This window comes from Candidatus Omnitrophota bacterium, from assembly GCA_041648975.1.
Taxonomy (GTDB): Bacteria; Omnitrophota; Gorgyraeia; order 2-01-FULL-45-10; family 2-01-FULL-45-10; genus JAQUSE01.
The window spans coordinates 16,275-36,593 of record JBAZNZ010000019.1 but is presented as its reverse complement, the minus strand read 5'-3'; the positions used below and the strand labels follow the sequence as shown (position 1 = coordinate 36,593).

Below are 20,319 nucleotides of genomic sequence, written 5' to 3'. Positions count from 1 at the left end.
CCTAACCCTTCTTTTTGTCTACGATACCCGCGCAACACTTTTTTTCAAGCGATTTTTTTGACGGCGGCTTACATACCTTGGTCGGATAATCTCCCGTGAAGCATGCCGTGCAGAATTCTTCTTTGGGCAGCATCATGGAATCCAGCATTCCTTCCAGGCTCAAATACTTTAAGCTGTCTACGCCGATGAACCGCCCCACCTCTTCGATAGTATGGTTCGACGCTATCAGCTCTTTTTTCGTAGGGAAATCTATGCCGTAAAAACACGGAGATACCAGCGGGGGGCAGCTTACGCGCATATGTATCTCGCTTGCTCCGGCCTGCCTGAGCGCCCTTACCCTGCCCCTCGAGGTCGTTCCGCGCACTATGGAGTCCTCTACTATGATCACGCGCTTTCCTTTTAACGCGTCCCTGACCGGATTTAACTTGACCTTAACCTTGAAGTCCCTTATCATCTGGCTTGGTTGTATGAATGTCCGGCCTATATAGTGGTTCCTTACGAAAGCCATTTCCAGAGGTATATGCGACTCTTCGGCATATCCCAACGTGGCAAAGGTCCCGGAGTCGGGTATAGGCATGACGATGTCCGCATCGACCGGATGCTCTTTCGCAAGCGTCCTGCCCAGGTTCTTCCTCGTAAGGTATACGCTTTTTGTGAATATGTTGCTGTCCGGCCGCGAGAAATATATATATTCGAATATGCAAAAGGCGTGTTTTTTCACCGCCGGTATCTTGACGGACGTGATGCCCTTTTTATCTATTATTATGATCTCTCCGGGCTCAACGTCCCTTATATAAGTAGCCTGGATCATGTCGAGGGCGCAGGTCTCGCTTGCGACGACATACCCCCCTTCCAATTTTCCTATACAGAGCGGCCTGAACCCGTGAGGATCCCTTATGGCATACATGGTGTCATTTATCATCAGGACGAAAGAATATGCTCCGTCGAGCCGCGCGGCTATTGGGGCGATCTTCTCTCTGTAATTGTTAAGGTGGTCTTTGACCAGGAAGTGGACAATAAGCTCCGAATCCATGGTCGTCTGCAGTATGGAGCCGGAATCCTCCAGTTCATTTTTCAGTTCTACCGAATTGGTAAGATTGCCGTTATGGGCTACTGCGATGAACCCTTTTTTGTGGTTTATCAAAAGAGGCTGGATATTCTTCACGGTGCTGGAACCGGTCGTGGAGTATCTTACATGGCCCACAGCAAGGTCACCTTTCAGTTTTTTCAGGTTGTTCTCATTGAATACATCCCCGACGAGCCCCATGCCTTTGTGCAGATATACTTTTTTTCCGTCAAAGGTCGCTATTCCCGACGACTCTTCTCCCCTATGCTGCAAAGCATACAGCGCGAGATACGCCAGCTGGGAGGCGTTCTTATTGCCGTATATTCCTACTACGCCGCAGTAATCCTTCATTTGCCCCCTATTTCTTTAACTTCAGTTTTTTATGGTACTCTTGCAGAGATGTGACCGATATTTTAGGTTTTTTTATCATACTCTCTATACCGTTCACTGATGCCTGCGCCCCTGAAAGGGTTGTTATGAGCGGTATGTTATAAAGTATCGCCTGAGACCTGATCTTTGCGTCGTCAGCCTTTGTTGATTTACCCAGAGCCGTATTGATTATCAGCGATACCTTGTTGTCCTTTATATAATCAATTATATTAGGCCTTCCCTCGTGCAATTTAGGCAAAACCTGGACCTCTATGTCGTTACTGTTGAGGGCCATCGCCGTGCCGGCCGTTGCCATTATGTCAAACCCGAGATCTGCCAGCTTCTTCGCTATGAATACTATGTTCCTTTTGTCCTGGTTCTTGACGCTGATAAAGACGGTGCCTTTTGTCGGCAATTTCTGGCCGGAAGCGATCTGGCTCTTTAAGTATGCCGACGCAAAGGTCGTATCTATGCCCATTACCTCGCCCGTAGACTTCATCTCCGGCCCAAGAATAGCGTCTACGCCCGGGAAGCGGATAAACGGAAAGACCGATTCTTTGACCGCCACATAGTTAATATTTTTCTCTTTTGTGAAACCGAGTTCTTTCAGCGTCTTTCCCAGCATTATCTTTGTGGCGAGTTTTGCCAGCGGAACGCCTACAGCCTTACTTACAAAAGGAATGGTCCGGCTGGCCCTTGGGTTTACCTCAAGGACATACACGGTATTGTTCTTTACCGCAAACTGGACATTCATCAGGCCTTTTACTTTCAGTTCTTTGGCCATGGCATAAGTGTTCTTCTTTATAGTTTCAATGATCTCCTTGGCGAGAGTATGCGGCGGAAGGACCATCGCGCTGTCGCCGGAGTGAATCCCGGCTTCTTCAATATGCTCCATTATTCCGCCTATTACGCACGTCGTTCCGTCCGCGATGGCGTCGACATCGACCTCTATGGCGTCTTCGAGGAATTTATCTATCAGTATGGGCCGTTCCGGCGAGGCCTCAACCGCCTTAGCCATGTAGTCTTCCAGGGCTCTTTCATCATACACGATCTCCATCGCTCTTCCGCCCAGGACAAAAGACGGCCTGACCACTACAGGATAACTGATCTTCGCGGCGACTTCCTTGGCTTCGTGGATTGAGGTAGCGGTCCCGTTCTCGGGTTGGATGAGTTTTAGTTTCTTCAGCATATGCTGGAACCTTTTTCTGTCCTCGGCGATATCTATCGAGTCGGGGCTCGTTCCGAGAATACCCAATCCGGCTTTTGCAAGCGCGCCGGATATATTAAGAGGCGTCTGTCCGCCGAATTGGACGATGGCGCCTATAGGTTTTTCCAGGTCAACGATATTCATTACATCCTCAACGGTGAGAGGTTCGAAATAGAGCTTGTCGGAAGTATCATAGTCCGTTGATACCGTCTCAGGGTTACAGTTTATCATTATGCTCTCTATTCCCTCTTCCTTAAGGGCGTACGAGGCGTGGCAGCAGCAGTAATCGAATTCTATGCCTTGCCCTATCCTGTTTGGGCCTCCGCCTAATATCAGAACCTTTTTCCGGCGGGATGGCTTATCCTCTTTTATCTGATTAGTTATCATAATCAATTTTCTATATACCTGCGTCTATGAATGTTTATCGGAGAAGTTCGGCGTCGGCAAATTGTTTACTTACGAACCTACAGCAAATAAAAAAGGCCAGCAGAGACGATAGTCCCCCTGGCCACAATTCTCCGACATTGCGGTAATAACTTACTCGCCTTGTATGGTGTACACCCCTTTTTGATGAACATTCAGAATATCCATAGCCATATAATTTTCCATATATAAATTCACATTCTTTAGAATGTGCGCTTTCTATTAATAAAAAATTATAACACGCATAATGAGCTTATGTCAAGGGCAATATGGCATGCGGCAAGGCCTATACGACGAATAAATTTCGGGAGGAGAACTTACCGTCCGTAGTGAGGTTTACCCCCAGCATCTTCAGACCGACTTCATCCCCGGGGGTGGGTATGTGGGTCATGTGAACTTCGCAGCCCCGCAGCTCTTTCAGCTTAATCATCGCTATTTCCGCGGTGTGATTTGTGGTTGCGCTTATCGATAAGGCTATCAGGGTCTCTTCCAGGTCCAGTGATTCCGGCTCAGCGTTGAGGACGCCTTCCTTGAGCTTCGATATCTGGTTGATTATATGGGGCGAAAGGAGCAGTATCTCATCCGGTATGTTGGCTAATATCTTCACCGCATTGAGCGTAAGGCTCGACGCGCCGTGCATAAGCTTGGAGTTCTTTCCGGTTACTATGCGGCCGTCTTTAAGCTGGATAGCCGCGCCGCAAAAGATACCGGCAAAGCCCTTGCCGTTCTTTTCCGCCTCATCAGCCGATTTGCGCGCCGATTCTACGACAGGCCTGTCAATGACTTTTACGCCCATCCCTTCCATAAGCAGGGCGACTCTGTCGACCGTGTCTATCTTCTCTATGCCGAGCACGTATTCGGTATTGTATCTGAAGAATCTCCGTATTAATTCCTGTTTTGCCGCTTCCTGGACTACCTTATCGTCAATTATGCCGAATCCGGCGCGGTTTACGCCCATATCTGTGGGAGAATTATACATCGGGAGGTTAGCGCTTCTATCAAGGATCTTTGTCAGCATCAATTTCAATATCGGGAAACTCTCGACGTCCCTGTTGTAATTTATCGCAGTCTCTTTATACTGGGACAGATGGAACGGGTCGACCAGGTTGAAGTCCATAATATCGGCTGTGGCGGCCTCATAAGCGACGTTCACAGGGTGTTTCAGCGGTATGTTCCATATCGGAAATGTCTCAAATTTGGCGTATCCTGCGTTGATCCCGCGTTTATGTTCATGGTACAGTTGTGAAAGGCATGTGGAAAGCTTACCGCTGTTCGGCCCGGGAGCGGTTACAACTACTATCGGCTTCGTAGTTTCTATATACTGGTTCTTGCCGAAACCCTGTTCGCTTGCTACGAAATCTATGTCAGCGGGATACCTGGGGATCGGATAATGAAGATATACCTTTACTCCTCTGCGTTCCAGTTTGTTCTTGAATATGACGGCGGCGGGCTGTTCCTGGAACCGCGTAATAACCACTGCAACTATGTCGAGGCCCCATTTCCTAAGGTCGTCTATGAGCTTGAATGTGGCCGCATCGTACGTTATGCCGAAGTCGCCGCGCACCCTGCCTTTTTCAATGTCTCCGGCGTAGATGGCCAGGACGATATCCAGCTTGTCTTTTAATAACTGCAGCAGTCTTATCTTGACGTTGGGATCATATCCGGGCAGGACTCTCGCGGCGTGGTAATCGAAGCAGAGCTTCCCCCCGAATTCCAGGTATAGTTTGTTCCCGAATTTCTTTACACGGTCGGTGATAGCGGCTGTCTGTTCTCTGAGGTACTTATCGTTGTCAAAGCCGTTTTTTACCATCGTCTGCCGCATTATCTCTTTCCGCTTATCTGATTTTTGAAAGCGTCGTTCGCTTTTTTGAACAGTTCTTCGTTATCCTGCCACCCCTTGTATTCCGGGCGCGAGTTGGCCCACTCTTCAAATATGGCCCACCTGAATTTGGCGATCGTAACCTGGTCTTCGGATAGCCCCAGTTTTCTGGTATTGAACTTTTGGACAGTTTTCAGATCGCCCTTTTTATTGTAACTGGCGAGAGGCGTTATCTTTCCTGTTATGATATTGTATCTTGACGGTATCTGCATACCGGCTATCTCATAATTTACCACTCTTATACAGATATGCCTGCAAATAAAATACAATGCGGCGACGGCAAGTATGGCAATTACGGCTATCTTCATCTTTTTATTCATCTTTCTCTCCGTTATCCTCTTTGGCTTCATCGACCTCGCCTTCTACGTCGATGACATCGTCGTATTTCGGCTCTTCCGAATAATAAGCGTCGTCAGGCCGGCTGCGTATGCTTATCTTTGGAAGCAGCAGCATATTCAGGAAGAAACTTATCGCGCTGAATAATAGCGCGGCCCAGAAGGCGCTCCAGAAATCGACTATGTTAAAACCCTTTACAAATTTTGAGGTCATGTAAAAAAGGAATCCGTTTACGATAAGCGTAAATAATCCGAGCGAAACAATGTTCAATGGAAGCGTCAGGAGGAGGATGATCGGCTTTAAAAATGCGTTCAAGAGGCCCAGGACAAGGCCGGCTGCTACTATCGATTGCCAGCTGTCGGCGCTGACCCCGCCTGCTATATAGATGACCGCAAAAAGCGCGATAATATTGATCGCAAAGCGTATTGAAAAGTCTCTCATAAAATTGCCTCTCATTTAAGAATCAATTAATTCTAACATTTTTTCGTAGTCATTTACAACAGATATCTGATGCCGCATTTTCGCGGCGTTCGGGAACCCCTTGAGGTACCATAGCGCTATCTTTCGCATGAAGCCGATTATCCCGGGTGAACCCGACCGCCTATATCTGTGGACATATGATAGATGCTTTTTCAGGACGGCCTTTCTCGTTTCAAGCGGCACCGGCTGCGAAGGCGCGCCGCTTTTGAGGTGACTCTCGATCTCTTGGAATATCCATGGGTTGCCGAGCGCCCCCCTGGCGACAGATATGCCGTCGCATCCTGTCTCATCGAACATCCTTTTGGCCGATTCTCCTGAGAATATGTTGCCTGTGCCGAATACCGGTATCTTCACAGATTCCTTTACCGCCTTTATGGCCTTGTAGTCCACTTCGCCCGCATACCCCTGAGCGCGGCTCCTTCCATGGATGAATATCGCGGAAGCACCGCTCGATTCGCATTTTTTGGCTATTCCCGTGATCAATTTTATGTCGGACACCTCAAACCCTGACCGTATCTTGACTGTGACCGGTATCGGGAGCGCCAGGGCGAGCTTCTTTATTATCTTGCACAGGGTTCCGCTATTTTTCAGCAGATATGCCCCCGCTCCTTTTTTGATGACCTTCTTTACCGGGCAGGCCGCGTTAATGTCCATGAAAGAGGCTTTGGAGCGTTCCAGCATCGTAGTCGCCGCGCGAAGCACGGAGGATGGGTCCTCGCCGAGGACCTGGGCGGCTATCGGCGTATCCTGTCCGTTTGTGTCGAGGATGGATAGGCTCTTGCGGTGGCCGCCGTAGACTATAGAGTTTGAATCTACCATCTCGAAGAAGCAAAATTTTGCGCCATGTTCGCGGGCGATCAGCCTGAACGCGAGGTCTGAACATCCGGACAAAGGCGCGAGGAATATATTAGTGTCGATCCTGGTAGAACCTATCGTGACCATTAGCGGTAGTTGATGAAACTGAGCGCCAGCGGGAAATCGATCTTCCGCAAATGTGCGATGACAGCCTGGAGGTCGTCCTTCTTGGGCGAGAATACCCTTATCTTTTCGCCTTCGATCTGGGTTTGCGCTTTTAATCCGAGGTCTTTGATGATCTTGACGAGCTCCTTGGCCTTCTCCTTTGATATGCCTGACGCCAGCTCGACCGTCTGCTGGAGATTTCCCCCGAAAACCTTCTCCGCATCTTTGAAGGTAAGGGATTTTAGCGAGACTCCCCTCTTCACCATCTTCGAGGACAGTATATCCGCGAGGGAGCGCAGTTTGAAATCGTCGCTGGAGACGAGGATTATCTTCTTCTCTTCTTTTTTGTAATCGATAGAAGAATTGGTATTCTTAAAATCGAACCTTTGGGAAAGTTCTTTCTGCGCCTGATTGACTGCATTATCAACTTCCTGAAGATTGACTTCGGAAACTATGTCGAAAGAAAAATTATCCTTACCCATTGTGGTCTCCTATTTTTTGATAGGAGCATTTTAGCAGGAAAGCCGGGGGTAATCAATAAAATTTCGGTTTAACCTTTTTATTGTTAACAGGATCATGTCTGTCCATGATCATAAGTAGAATAATAATAAGGTGTAAGAGCTTTAAATTCAGCAGCGCAGGTATCTACGATTTTAAAGTCAGGCACAATGTTATTGCTCCTACGAAGTTCCAGGATTTCCTCTTCTTCTGTGTTTGTAATGGTAGCCAGCTGCTTATCGCTGAAGCCGTACTGCTTAGCTTTGGTTAATAATGAAGCTGAGATAACGCCGCTGCTGTTTATAATCTCGCGCTCAAGGTCTATGATCTCCTTAATGTTATGCAGAAACCAGCGGTCAATCTTCGTGGCTTCGAATATCTCATCTATACCTATGCCCGCACGTATGGCATCGCCTATATAGAATATCCTGTCCGCGTTCGGGGTCCTTAATTTATCATATATGAGCTCTATAGTATCTTCTTCGGGCCTTATGTCGTTAAGGCTCTCTTTGAATAAAATAGTTTCCAGGCCCGACTTCTTTATCTCTAAAGAACGTAGCCCTTTCTGGAGTGCCTCCTTGAATGTCCTGCCTATCGACATGGCCTCGCCGACAGATTTCATTGATATCGAAAGCGTAGGGTCCGCCGCCGGGAACTTTTCGAATGTGAACCGCGGGATCTTGACGACGCAGTAATCTATTGACGGCTCAAAGCAGGCAGGCGTCTTTTCGGTTATGTCGTTCGGTATCTCGTCGAGAGTATATCCGACAGCCAGTTTTGCGGCTATCTTGGCTATCGGGAATCCTGTCGCCTTTGAGGCAAGGGAGGAGCTTCTCGAGACTCTCGGGTTCATCTCGATCACGACCATCCTGCCCGTATCGGGGTTGACGGCAAACTGGATATTGGAGCCACCCGTTTCAACGCCTATCTCGCGTATGCAGGCTATTGCGGCGTCCCGCATAGCCTGGTATTCCCTGTCAGTTAATGTCTGGGCCGGCGCCACCGTTATGCTGTCCCCGGTGTGCACTCCCATTGGGTCGAAGTTCTCTATGGAGCATATTATGACGACGTTATCCTTAAGGTCCCTCATGACTTCCAGTTCATATTCTTTCCAGCCTATTACCGATTCCTCAATCAATATCTCGCTTATCATGCTCGATTCCAGGCCGAGCTTTGCCTTACTCTTGAATTCCTCCAGATTATAGGCAACGTTTCCGCCGGTCCCGCCAAGCGTGAAGCTGGGCCTGATTATGGCCGGGAACCCTATGTTCTCGGCGACCTTGAAAGCTTCTTTCAGGTTATACGCGAGTCCGCTTTTGGGCAGATCCAGCCCTATCTTCATCATCGCTTTTTTGAACAGAAGCCTGTCTTCGGCTTTCTTAATGGCTTTTATGTCCGCTCCTATAACCTCGACTTTATATTTCTTTAATACGCCGGCTTTGTCAAGATTGACCGTTGTATTTAAGGCGGTCTGCCCGCCGAGTGTCGGAAGAAGGGCGTCAGGTCTCTCTTTCTCGATGATCTTTGATATAGCCTCGACAGTTATAGGCTCGATATAGGTCCGATGCGCCAGTTCAGGATCGGTCATTATGGTCGCGGGGTTTGAATTGACAAGGATGACCTTATACCCATCCTGTTTAAGGACCTTGCATGCCTGTGATCCGGAGTAGTCGAATTCGCAAGCCTGTCCGATCACAATAGGGCCTGAGCCTATTATCAATATCTTTTTTATGTCTTTCCTCTTCGGCATATTTTTTTAACTCAAAAGTTAAAACTCAAAAGTAAAAAGTTTTGTGTCTTTCAGACTTGAATTATAAAAAGTCGCGAAGCGACTCATAACTTTTACCTTTTCACTTTTTCCTTTTTCATTAATTCTGCAAACTTCCCAAATAGATACTCGGCGTCGCGCGGTCCGGGCGCCGCTTCGGGATGGAACTGCACGGAGAATATGGGAAGTTTCTTGTGGCGCATACCTTCGAGCGTTTGGTCGTTAAGGTTAAGATGCGTCAACTCTATTTCCCGCTTATTCAGAGTGTCAATATCTACACAAAATCCGTGATTCTGGACGCTTATGGCGACCTTTCCCGTTTTTACATCTTTCACAGGTTGATTGCCGCCGTGATGTCCGAACTTGAGCTTATAAGTCTTGCCGCCGAAAGCCTGGCCGAGTATTTGGTGGCCGAGGCAGATACCGAATATGGGCACTTTTCCGATAAGGCCTTGAGTCGTCTTTACGATATACGGCAGCGCCGCGGGATCTCCGGGGCCGTTTGAAAGAAGAATCCCATCGGGGCCAATTGCAAGTATCTCTTCGGGGCCGGTCGTCGCCGGAACTACGACCACCCTGCAATTGTTCTTGGCGAGTTCTCTGAGGGTGTTCAATTTTACGCCGCAATCCAGAACCACGACCTTATATCTGCCTTTATCGTTCCATTCGTATTCTTTTGCTGCTATTACCTCTTTAACGAGGTCCCTTCCTAAAAGGCCGGGGGATTTTTGTGCCTTCCTTACAAGATTCTCCTCGTCCGTATCTACTGTGGACAGAACAGCCTTCATAGTTCCAACCTCGCGTATATGCAAGGTCAGGTCTCTCGTATCTATGCCCTCCACCCCGACAATATCGTTCTCTTTCAGGTAATCGTCGAGCGTTTTTTTGCTGCGCCAGTTGCTCGCTATCTTGCTGCACTCCTTAACGACAAACCCTTCGACGAACGGTTTACGCGATTCGGCGTCTTCATCATTTACGCCGTAATTCCCGACCAAGGGGTATGTCATCGTGACGATCTGGCCTTTGTATGAGGGGTCTGTCAGCACTTCTTGATATCCGGTCATGCTGTATTAAATACGACTTCACCGTATCTTTCACCGGTGGCGCCGAAAGAAACACCCTTATAGATCTTCCCGTCTTCTAATGCCAGTATCGCGTCGCCCATAAATATTTTGTAAAAAAGGCGTTCTCTAAACCAACTGCCGGCTTAAAAAACGCCTTTTATACATCTACCTTCTTTCTTTGCGCAGTGAGCTTATACCAGGCCCTGATCGATCATCGCATCTGCTACTTTTACAAATCCCGCGATGTTTGCCCCGTCCACGTAGTTGATGTAGCCGCCCTGTTTACCGTATTTCACGCACGATTCATGTATAGCTATCATGATATTGTGCAGTCTTTCGTCAACTTCTTCTCTAGTCCACGATAGTCTCATGCTGTTCTGGCTCATCTCCAGCCCGGACGTGGCGACGCCTCCGGCGTTTGCCGCTTTTCCGGGAGCGTACATGATCTTCGCTTTCTGGAATATCTTAATACCTTCCGGCGTGGTCGGCATATTTGCGCCCTCTCCTATGGCTATGCATCCGTTTTTGACCAACGTCTTGGCGTCTTCGGCGCTTATCTCGTTCTGCGTTGCGCTCGGGAACGCCAGGTCGCATTTTACTCCCCAAGGCCTTTTGTTCTCGTAGTATTTACATTTGAAATCTTTGACGCAGTCTTTTATGCGGCCGCGTTTTACGTTCTTAAGCTGCATTACGCAGTCAAGTTCCTTCTTATCGATACCTCCCTCGTCGTGTATGAAACCGTTCGAGTCGGATAGCGTGACTACCTTCGCTCCTAATTGCATCAGTTTTTCAACCGTATACTGCGCTACGTTACCGGATCCGGAGACCGCGGCGACTTTTCCTTTTATCGACTTACCGTTGGCCTTCAGCATCTCCTCGACGAAATATACGCATCCGTAACCCGTCGCCTCCGGCCTTATAAGACTGCCGCCCCAGTTAAGGGCTTTTCCGGTAAGGACTCCTGTGAATTTATTGCGAATCCTTTTATATTGCCCGAACATATACCCTATTTCGCGGCCACCCGTGCTTATATCTCCGGCCGGCACATCGGTGTCGGGTCCTATATATTTACAGAGCTCTGTCATAAAACTCTGGCAGAACCTCATGACCTCATTGTCCGATTTCCCCTTGGGGTCGAAATCAGACCCGCCTTTTGCGCCTCCCATCGGCAACGTCGTCAGGCTGTTCTTGAAGACCTGCTCGAAAGCAAGGAATTTCAGGATGCCCAGGTTTACGCTAGGATGCAGACGTATGCCGCCTTTATACGGACCGATGGCGCTCGACATCTGTATGCGGAATCCTCTATTTACCTGGATGTCTCCTCTGTCATCGAGCCATGGAACGCGGAACATTATAACTCTCTCCGGTTCCACCATCCTTTCGAGTATCTTTGCTTCCTGATATTTCGGGTTCTTTTCCATGTAAGGCAATACGGATTCAGCAACCTCCCGAACAGCCTGATGGAATTCGCTTTCTCCAGGGTTCTTTTGTATTAATTTTACCATAAATTCATCAATTCTCTTAGACATTTCTTAACTCCTCCTTTTCTTGCTATTACCCCGAAACCTCATTGTTCCAGAATATGTTGATGTCCCCCCGAAACCTCATTGTTCCAGAAGTCGATTTTTGATAGACTGAGCGGCCTTCTTGGCCATGCCCATTGCTTCTATCACAGTGCCTTCACCTCCGACGATATCTCCGCCGGCATAAACTCCTTTTATAGATGTCTCCATGGTATCCTTGTCCACGACGACATCTCCATACTTGTCGATTTTAAGGTCTGGAGTCACCTTAGTCAAAATTTGGTTTGCCTGCAGTCCTACGGCTATTATCGCCAAATCGCATGGTTTTGTGAAATCGCTCCCTTTTATATCGACCGGACGTCTCCTGCCTGAACTATCGGGATCTCCAAGTTGGCATCTCAAACACTCTATATTTTCAACAAAACCCTTGTCATTTCCGGAGAAAAATAATGGTTTTACAAGGAATTCTAATTCTACCCCCTCTTCACGGGCGTGCTCTATCTCCAGCCTCCTTGCCGGCATCTCGACCTCCGTACGCCGGTAGAATATGGATGTGTCGGGCTCAATGCCGTTCATCTTCTGTATGCGCAGCGCGGCCCTGGCCGCGTCCATCGCCGTGTTTCCGCCTCCTATGACAATAACATGATGCCCGATATTTACAGGAGTGTGGAAGGCCGGGAACTTATATGCAGACATAAGGTTGACGCGCGTAAGGAATTCATTAGCTGAGTATATATTACACAGGTTCTCTCCGGAAATACCGAGAAAAGAAGGTATGCCGGCCCCAAGCCCGAGGAATATGGCTGAAAATCCTTCCGTGAATAGCTCCTGGATCGTCTTGGATCTTCCTATGATGTAATTCGGGACGAACTTGACCCCCATCTCCCTCAGGGAGTCTATCTCAAAGTCCAATATATCCCTCGGCAGTCTGAATGGAGGTATTCCGTATTGCAGGACGCCGCCCGTTTTGTGAAGGCTTTCGAATACAGTGACTTTAATTCCTGCCCTAGCAAGTTCTCCCGCGCAGCATAATCCCGCAGGGCCGGAGCCGACGACCGCTACCTTGAAGCGCGAAAGATCCTTATTGTATATGGCGCCGGATCCCAGCTTGTTCTTCATGCCGAAATCCCCCGCGAACCTTTCGAGGAAATGTATATTTATCGTATTGGGCGTTGCGTAAGACGAACCTTTTTTGGTCAGGACGCATGCCTTGCGGCACTGATATTCAGCCGGGCAGACCCTTCCGCATATGGACGGGAAATTGTTCTTCTCTCTTATGGTCTGGTAGGCGCCCTCATAGTCTTTCTCGGTAATCTTGCGGATGAAAGTCTTAATGTCTATGCCTACCGGACATCCAGATATGCATGTAGGATTTTTGCACTGGAGACAGCGGGCAGCTTCCAATAATGCATCGTCCTCATTGTAGCCGAGTACGACCTCATCGAAATTGGCGGACCGTTTTGCCGCTGGTATTTCGCCTGCCTTCACCGCTTCTTTTGATTTTGCAGTCATAGTTTGTTAAGGTTGCAGATATGCTTCTCTTTGTCGCAATAGATTCTATTCCTCTTTACCAGTTCATCCCAATCCACCATATTAGCGTCGAACTCCGGGCCATCTACGCAAGAGAACTTCACCTTGCCGCCTACCGTGACCCTGCAGCATCCGCACATCCCTGTCGCGTCAATCATGAGCGCATTAAGGGATACAATCGTTTTGACTCCAAATCCCTTGGCCGTATTGGCCACTTTGTTCATCATGGGAATGGGTCCTACCGCATAGACAAGACCATACCCGCCGTTTGATAGCAGTTCTTTCAATACATCCGTGGTAAAACCTTTTCTGCCGTAAGACCCGTCGTCGGTAGTTACGTAGAACGCATCCGAAGCCGCTTTCAATTCATTTTCTAAAATAAGAAGTCCCTTTGTGCGTGAGCCTATTATCGATGTGACATTGTTGCCGGCGTTCTTCATGGCTCGCGCGACGGGAAATATCTCGGCAATACCCACGCCTCCGCCTACGAGAATTACTTTACCATAATTGGACATCTCCGTGGCATGGCCTAAAGGCCCTGTAACCGCATATAGGGAATCCCCCGCAGAAAGCTTTCCCAGTAGTTTTGTAGTGAGGCCCGCTTCCTGAAATATTAACGTAATAGAGCCTTTGGCCTTGTCCGCTCCGACGATCGTCAGGGGGATCCTCTCCCCCTCTTCTGATACCATAAGAACTACGAATTGGCCCGGCTTAGCCGCGCCGGCTACATGGGGAGCGAGGACGTCTATGGAAATGACTTTGACATCACCAGCTTCGGAAAGTGTTTTTTTTGATAATATTTTCATGTTTGCCTATTTTATGTGCAGCGCCATGTATAAAAAAAGACGCCCCTTTTATGAAGGACGTCTTTGTCCGCGCTATTTTGTTATTCATCCTAAATTGAAGTCCAGTATATCAAAAAACAAAATTAAGTCAAGAATTTTTTTATACATCAGCGGCTAAATACCTAAAGGATGTCGATGACCTTGTTCTTGGAGCTTAAGCCTCTCACGATCGCTATCATCCGTTTAGGCCGCTTAAAATGATCGCTGAGGACATCTATCACTGCCTCGTTGGCCCTGCCCTCGACAGCCGGAGCTTTTACGCGCACTATAAAGCTGTTCTCCCCCGCTTCTTCGACTGAATCCTTCTTTGAATTTGTCTTAACCCTGACAGATATTCTCATTGGCTACCATTTGCCGGTCTTTGCCTTCTTTGCCCATGTCATCGCGGCCTCGTAGCATTTCAGCTGTCCGTAAGCGCGCGGCTCGACGAGTCCCTCGACTATGCATTGGCTGACCAAAGGCGCCATACCGTGATATCTCAGCCCCTCCCGCATGGATAGGAGCCGGGGTGAATGCGTGGCCGAGCGTGAACATGAGAAGTGGCGGCGTCATGCGCGCCGTATCCCCGAAGTCGTACGTGAAAGGCCCTCTGGTCATTTTCGGAAAGCTTGACGCCTCGACCGCTGTGACCCGAATCTTTTCGCCGTATATCTTGTCGCAGACGAACGAGAAAGCCAGTCCCGCGAAATTACTCCCGCCGCCGGCGTAGCCTCAATTGCCTCGCTTATAGCTATACCTAGGCTTTCCGGTGTATCCGGTATTCGTCTCTTTACTGGGACTTGCGATGCGATTCGCGCCCCATATCTGCATCATGGTCTTGCGAAAAGGTTTCTGATCGAAGCTGATCCTGACCATGAAGACCTTGCATTCGAGGCCGAGCAGGTTACAGGCGAACGCCAGCGCGCTTCCCCGCTGGCCCGCGGGCGTCTTCAGGTGTTTTTCGAGAAAGAGGGTTCTGCGAAGAGGCGCCGGCCGCCACATATATAGTATTTCAAGCACCTCTTCCGGTATGTCTATCCACCGTTCGAGGCTTACCTCCTGCTCTATCAGGTTCATTGGAAATACCGTGGCCGGCATATCCGGCGTTATCGGTTTTCCATCCGGGCCTATCGGAGGTTGGGGCGCTCTCGGGAGGTCCGAGGCTATGTTATACCATTGTTTCGGTATGTCTTCCTCGTTAAAGTTGAATTTTTGCCTCATCATCTCTCCTTCGTCGATATCTTCTTTGTGGCCATGGCCAGAGCGGCTTTCAGAGAAGCCTCCACATCGGCGTAGACGCTCAGTTTTGGTATGAATGCGCTCACCTTCAGTTCTTCGGAGCCTTTCATCGCTTTGGCGTCGGGATAAGCGGTGAACATTATCACAGGCAGTTTGTCGTCCGTTTTGCGTATCTCTTTCAATGTGGCTATGCCGTCCGTGTCTGGAAGCATGTAATCCAGGATAAGAATGTCGGGTTTTATCTTGCGGACCGCCTCTATTGCCTCTTTTCCATTTGTGGCTGTCGCGAGGCCGTAGCCCCAACTTTCTATCCTTGTTCTCATAAGATCCAGGAAGTCCAATTCGTCATCTACGATCAAAACAGTCGTCTTTGTCATTCTACCGCTCCTTATGTTATGGATGCCCGTATGTCATTAATTTCCAATTAACTTCCCTATTTTGCCGGCTAAAAGCGGCGGATCAAAAGGTTTGGTTATGTAATCATCAGCCCCGAGCTCTTTAGCTTTTAGCGACAGGTCGTGCGCGAAGCTTGTCGTGAACAGGATGACGGGTATAGATCTGAATTTTTCGTTTGTTTTAATATATTTGTATACGTCATATCCGCTTGCCAGGGGCATGCGTAAGTCCAGAAGGACCAGGTCCGGTGTCATTTTTTGTATTATGTCGAGCGCTTCCCGGCCGTTTGAGGCTGTAGTGACGTCGTAACCCAACACATTCAATCTTAAAGACACGATCTTGAGCATGTCGGGTTCGTCATCAACGAATAGTATTTTTTTCATTATGCTAGCGCCTCCTTTCCCCGACAGGCAGTATAAAGTTGAACGTAGTGCCTATTCCTGCTTCCGACTCGGCCCATATCTTTCCCTTATGCTTTGATATTATTTCTTTAGAAATGGCCATACCCAACCCTGTGCCGCCGACTTTTCTCTCGCCGCTTTCCTGAAGCTGCTCAAATTGCATGAAGAGCCTTGACATATTTTCCTGCTTGATCCCTCTGCCTGTGTCCTGGACCGAGACCTGTATGAAATTATCGCCTTGTTTTGTCCGAATTGTAATTTCTCCGCGCTCGGTAAATTTAACGGCATTATCGATAATATTGGTCAATACCTGTACTATCTTATCCTTGTCGAACATTATTTCGGGGAGGTTGCCGGCAAGCTCCATAGAGATAGACAACCCTTTGGACTTTATTAACGGATTCATGGCCGAGGCCACTTCTTCGACAGTTTTGTTGATGTCGTTCAAGACCATCGTTAACGACATCTTTCCGGATTCCAGTTTATGGAAGTCCAGGATGTCATTGATCAGGCGCGCGAGGCGGTCGACATTCCTCTTGGCCATATCAAGGAACTCTTTCTGCTGGTCGCTGATCCCGCCCGCAATGCCGTCCAGCACTATCGAAAGACTTTCTTTGATCGCCGCAAGAGGCGTGCGTAGTTCATGAGAAACGGTTGACGTAAACATAAACCTTATTTTCAGCGCTTCTTCCAGCTTATTCTTTACGTCTGTTATGTCCTCGAGTATATTCAGCGTCGCTTCCTGGGCGTCACGCAGTTCTTTTGTGCGGTCATTGACCTTAGTTTCAAGGTTTTTGGATATATCCTGCAAGGCCGCGTTCGCGACGACCAGTTCCTGCCTCTTGCTTTTTATGTCTTTAATCATCAATTGGAACGTATTGGCGAACTGTTCGATTTCGTCGCCTGTCTTTACCTCTATCTTGGTGTCCCAGTCGCCTTCGATAACGCGTTCGGTCGCAATGTGGAGCGCGTGGATAGGGGCTGAAAATATTCTTCCCAAGCTAGATCCTAGAGGAAACATAATAATAAGCAGAACAGCCATTATAACGACGAGGAGAATGGTGAGCCGGTAAAGCGGAGCCATTATCTCGGCCTTATCCTGCTCGATAAAGACTGTCCAGGTAATTCCATTATCAGTAAGATAGGTAGAGGTTATCTGGGCAAATGTCGTGATCACCAAGCCTTTGCCGGGATGAACGTGCGATTTAATCGAAAACTGGTCTTTGCCGGATGAGACAGGCAAAACAACCCCATCCTCAAATGCTTTGTCATATATAGCGGAAGAGGCGTGGTGAAATAATATGCGCCCCTCCCTATCTAATAATACCGGGTGGCCGGTTTTGCCTATATTTATGCTTTCCAGAGGTTTGAAAAGCCTTGTAAGCGAGATAACGTTCTTGCATATGCCGATCACGCCTCCGCTCTCATCTCTTATAGGAGCGGCGATCGTGATAGACCAGTAACCGCTCGACCGGTCAAACTCGACCCCCCCGACGAATACCGCGCCCTTACCTTCATCGTACGACCTTTGCCACCACTCTTCATCGGCCTGATAGAAATCGGTTGTCTTGCCGGATGCCGCAACTAACCCTCCAAATTTATCAGTTATAAATAGTTCAACGATATTGTTCCTCAGCTTAAGAATATCTTTCATGCTGAGGCTTATCCTGTTTCCGGTGTATTCTTTCGGCAGGAGACTGTCATTGTCGGCGGACGCCCACTTCCTATCCATGTCCGCAAAATAGAGATCTCTGGAAGCCGGAACCATCTCCGGGTATTTCAGGTTTGCCGATTTAACTATATCTATCCATAGGGGCCTTGTTGCGTAGGATTGTATGTCCTCAACTTCTTCTCCTATTCCATCGGCTACAAAAGCAGCCAGCGTTTCAGCAAGGCATTTATTATACGTACCGATCGTTTCAAGCAAAAGCCGTGTTCCAAAGATGTATCCTATGGAAATTCCTATTATTCCGCAGATAATTATGGACAAGCATATGATGAGAGCTACCTTGCGCCTTATACCCGTCTTTATTTTTCCTGTTTGTCCCATAAGCTCTTTTTTGCTTAACTTTTATCGTTACGCTTTATCCTTGCCCAGTTTTGCTTCGAGTTCCGCGATCCTGGTCTTTAGTTCTTTCATTCTGAGCTCTCTGTCTACCGTGACTCGCTGAAAGCGCTCAAGAGACGATATCTTTTTTTTAAGTTCAGTCTGTATCGCTCTTTGCTCGGTTATGTCGCGCGCAATGGTTGAGGCCCCGACAATCGTCCCGCTATCGTCCTTTATCGGTGAGATCGTAACAGAAACAACTATCTTCTGTCCGTTTTTTCTTATACGTTGAGTCTCGAAATGCGTTACACTCTCGCCATGTTTAATCTTCTCAAAAAGGTCGGACATCTCATCTCTTTTATCAGACGGGATGAGGATAGATACGGGTTTACCGACGACCTCATCGGCTGAGTAACCGTACATCTTCTCCGCCCCTTTATTCCAGCTCGTTATCGTTCCGTCGAGCGTCTTACCTATAATGGCGTCATCAGAGGATTCGACGATGAAAGATAGCCGGCTGGCAGCCAGTGATGACTTTTTGTATTCAGTCATATCGGTGGTTACATGAAGAGAGCCAAGTATGTTACCGAGTTCATCAAATACGGGAGTGACTGCTACCCACAGCCACTTATTGATGCTGGGCTCAAAAAATTCCTCATTCGCAAATTTTCCGTTAACCATCGATTTTCTGTGCGGACATATCTTGATGGGTTCTTTAGCGGCGTGCATTACTTCGTAGCATTTTTTTCCGATGAAGTAGGATTTCTGTTTTCCGGTGAAATCGGCGAAGCTTTTATTGACGAGCCTTATATTAAAATCTTTATCTATGAAGAAGATGAACTCCTTCATATTGTCGAAAACGGGAGACCAGAGTTTTGTGTAGTCGATCGTGTCTGCCATATATAATAATTAGCTTATAGTATACATGAGCACCCGAGCCTTGTCAAATTTCGTTAAACCCGTATAAAAAAAGACGGTCTGCGACAACCGTCTTTTTTTATCCCTTGTAAGCCAAGGTTAAAAAGCTTTCCTCTTTATGATCCTTTCCGCCTCTAGCCAATCCTCCATAGCATGACCCGTTTTTTTGCCTCTCTTCTCGAAAAGCTCATAGGCTTTTTTACGGATCATATCTGTAAGCTGGCTCTGGTTAGCGGAAGCGCTTGCCGTACCCCAAGACGAATCCGACCTCGCTGTTCTTGCCATAATTCTCACCTCCCTCGGCGATTTTTTACACTATTCATATTTCCGTTTAAGCTCACTTAAGTATATAATATGCCCCTTCTCTTCGTCAATAAGTTTCTGGACCGATTCTCTGTTGTGGGGAATCATATAACGGAGTATTTCGTTGAAGAAAAGGATGGCGTCTTTTTCAAATGTTATGCCATATCTAATGGCTGTCAAGGGGTCTTTTACGTGTTTGCTGAACGCTGCCCCGGATACCTGCTTATAGAGCATGTCATCGATGACCGCTTTCATATATGCCCCCAGCTCCCCCTCGTAAGATTCCGTGGCTTCTGATTCCTCAACACTATCCCTTATTTGCGTGAACTTTTTGATATGCTCTTCTTCCCAATCTCTCAGCTTTGAAAATAGCTCTATCATCTCCTGTTCTTTAAACTTTGCGGCTACAAGGCCGTAAAAATCGCGCCGCTTCTTCTCCTTCTCTATCCCCATGTCTATTACTTCGGCAGCATTGAATAAATTTGCCATAATACGCTCCTAAAATATGTGTCTTCAGATAGAATGCGCTATCATTTCTGTCAATACAACGATATCTTCCGCGCAGAATATGCTTGAGATGTTCCTGTCGAACAGTATATTCGCTTCCGGGCCGAACTCATCATCCTCTTTCCATATAGTTATGAGTACCGGGACTTCATCGAACGGGTATATTACAATCCCCGCGTCGCCTTTATTATACCTCTTTGCAGGCAGGCGGTCACCTATTTTCAGTATCGCTTCAGGCGCGTATCCGTACTTCTTTACGACCCGGTCTATCGTCCTCTTTTTGAACGCCGGGTAATAACCCTGCCCGCCTTCTATCTGGTTGAAGTCTATCCACTCGCCGGAAGCCACGGGCAATGCTTTTAGTTTAAGTTTTCGTATCAGGTAGTGCAGTATTATTATTACCACATAATCTTTTGCCGGCACATTGCATGAGTTTGAGGACACTGTCTTCTTGTCGACGTCGATATCGTAAATGTCTGAAAGAAGTTTTGCCGACAGCCTCTTTTCGGACGACAGGCCCGATAGGTCATTCCAGGCTTTTCCAATCGTCTGCTCATATCCCATATACTTCGTATTTTACA

17 protein-coding genes and 4 pseudogenes are annotated in these 20,319 nt (G+C 47.9%); all 21 read right to left on the bottom strand.

Annotation, left to right across the window (positions count from 1 at the left end):
* Position 1 precedes the first annotated feature (1 nt).
* Positions 2 to 1,417 (bottom strand): amidophosphoribosyltransferase, encoded by a 1,416-nt coding sequence (purF, locus tag WC592_06830; GenBank protein MFA4982161.1) that lies wholly within the window; start codon positions 1,415 to 1,417, stop codon positions 2 to 4.
* Positions 1,418 to 1,424: 7 nt separating this feature from the next.
* Positions 1,425 to 3,008 (bottom strand): annotated as a pseudogene (gene carB, locus WC592_06825) (carbamoyl-phosphate synthase large subunit).
* A 343-nt stretch (positions 3,009 to 3,351) separates the two neighbouring features.
* Positions 3,352 to 4,887, bottom strand: coding sequence for a DUF1846 domain-containing protein (locus WC592_06820; GenBank protein MFA4982160.1), 1,536 nt, complete (start codon positions 4,885 to 4,887; stop codon positions 3,352 to 3,354).
* Complete coding sequence (locus tag WC592_06815; GenBank protein ID MFA4982159.1) at positions 4,887 to 5,264, bottom strand: hypothetical protein; 378 nt, start codon at positions 5,262 to 5,264, stop codon at positions 4,887 to 4,889. The genes WC592_06820 and WC592_06815 overlap by 1 nt, the downstream gene beginning before the upstream one ends.
* Complete coding sequence (locus WC592_06810) at positions 5,257 to 5,721, bottom strand: phage holin family protein (GenBank protein MFA4982158.1); 465 nt, start codon at positions 5,719 to 5,721, stop codon at positions 5,257 to 5,259. Before WC592_06810 ends, WC592_06815 begins: the two co-directional genes overlap by 8 nt.
* 15 nt (positions 5,722 to 5,736) lie before the next feature.
* Positions 5,737 to 6,702, bottom strand: a complete 966-nt coding sequence (gene dusB, locus WC592_06805) for a tRNA dihydrouridine synthase DusB (protein ID MFA4982157.1) — start codon at positions 6,700 to 6,702, stop codon at positions 5,737 to 5,739.
* Positions 6,702 to 7,202, bottom strand: a complete 501-nt coding sequence (locus WC592_06800; protein ID MFA4982156.1) for a YajQ family cyclic di-GMP-binding protein — start codon at positions 7,200 to 7,202, stop codon at positions 6,702 to 6,704. Before WC592_06800 ends, dusB begins: the two co-directional genes overlap by 1 nt.
* 107 nt (positions 7,203 to 7,309) lie before the next feature.
* A pseudogene (gene carB, locus WC592_06795) lies at positions 7,310 to 8,968 on the bottom strand (carbamoyl-phosphate synthase large subunit).
* 92 nt (positions 8,969 to 9,060) lie between these two features.
* Positions 9,061 to 10,151, bottom strand: a pseudogene (gene carA / locus WC592_06790) (glutamine-hydrolyzing carbamoyl-phosphate synthase small subunit).
* Positions 10,152 to 10,241: 90 nt separating this feature from the next.
* Complete coding sequence (gdhA, locus tag WC592_06785) at positions 10,242 to 11,579, bottom strand: NADP-specific glutamate dehydrogenase (GenBank protein ID MFA4982155.1); 1,338 nt, start codon at positions 11,577 to 11,579, stop codon at positions 10,242 to 10,244.
* Between the two features lie 75 nt (positions 11,580 to 11,654).
* On the bottom strand, positions 11,655 to 13,085 hold the full coding sequence (gene gltA / locus WC592_06780) for an NADPH-dependent glutamate synthase (GenBank protein MFA4982154.1): 1,431 nt from the start codon (positions 13,083 to 13,085) through the stop codon (positions 11,655 to 11,657).
* On the bottom strand, positions 13,082 to 13,909 hold the full coding sequence (locus tag WC592_06775; protein ID MFA4982153.1) for a sulfide/dihydroorotate dehydrogenase-like FAD/NAD-binding protein: 828 nt from the start codon (positions 13,907 to 13,909) through the stop codon (positions 13,082 to 13,084). The genes gltA and WC592_06775 overlap by 4 nt, the downstream gene beginning before the upstream one ends.
* 161 nt (positions 13,910 to 14,070) lie before the next feature.
* Complete coding sequence (locus tag WC592_06770; protein ID MFA4982152.1) at positions 14,071 to 14,289, bottom strand: DUF167 domain-containing protein; 219 nt, start codon at positions 14,287 to 14,289, stop codon at positions 14,071 to 14,073.
* A 30-nt stretch (positions 14,290 to 14,319) separates the two neighbouring features.
* Positions 14,320 to 15,148: pseudogene (locus WC592_06765) on the bottom strand (TrpB-like pyridoxal-phosphate dependent enzyme).
* Entirely contained in the window at positions 15,148 to 15,543 is a 396-nt protein-coding gene (locus tag WC592_06760; GenBank protein ID MFA4982151.1) for a response regulator, read from the bottom strand. The pseudogene WC592_06765 and the gene WC592_06760 overlap by 1 nt, the downstream one beginning before the upstream one ends.
* Positions 15,544 to 15,579: 36 nt before the next feature.
* On the bottom strand, positions 15,580 to 15,945 hold the full coding sequence (locus WC592_06755; GenBank protein ID MFA4982150.1) for a response regulator: 366 nt from the start codon (positions 15,943 to 15,945) through the stop codon (positions 15,580 to 15,582).
* Positions 15,946 to 15,949: 4 nt separating this feature from the next.
* Entirely contained in the window at positions 15,950 to 18,013 is a 2,064-nt protein-coding gene (locus WC592_06750; GenBank protein ID MFA4982149.1) for a sensor histidine kinase, read from the bottom strand.
* Between the two features lie 27 nt (positions 18,014 to 18,040).
* Positions 18,041 to 18,910 (bottom strand): PAS domain S-box protein, encoded by an 870-nt coding sequence (locus WC592_06745; GenBank protein MFA4982148.1) that lies wholly within the window; start codon positions 18,908 to 18,910, stop codon positions 18,041 to 18,043.
* A gap of 117 nt (positions 18,911 to 19,027) precedes the next feature.
* Entirely contained in the window at positions 19,028 to 19,213 is a 186-nt protein-coding gene (locus WC592_06740) for a DUF2934 domain-containing protein (protein ID MFA4982147.1), read from the bottom strand.
* Positions 19,214 to 19,243: 30 nt separating this feature from the next.
* On the bottom strand, positions 19,244 to 19,720 hold the full coding sequence (locus WC592_06735) for a ferritin family protein (protein MFA4982146.1): 477 nt from the start codon (positions 19,718 to 19,720) through the stop codon (positions 19,244 to 19,246).
* Positions 19,721 to 19,744: 24 nt separating this feature from the next.
* The gene (locus WC592_06730) at positions 19,745 to 20,302 is read right to left on the bottom strand and encodes a DUF3786 domain-containing protein (GenBank protein ID MFA4982145.1); all 558 of its coding nucleotides are present in this window, start codon (positions 20,300 to 20,302) and stop codon (positions 19,745 to 19,747) included.
* Positions 20,303 to 20,319: the final 17 nt, after the last annotated feature.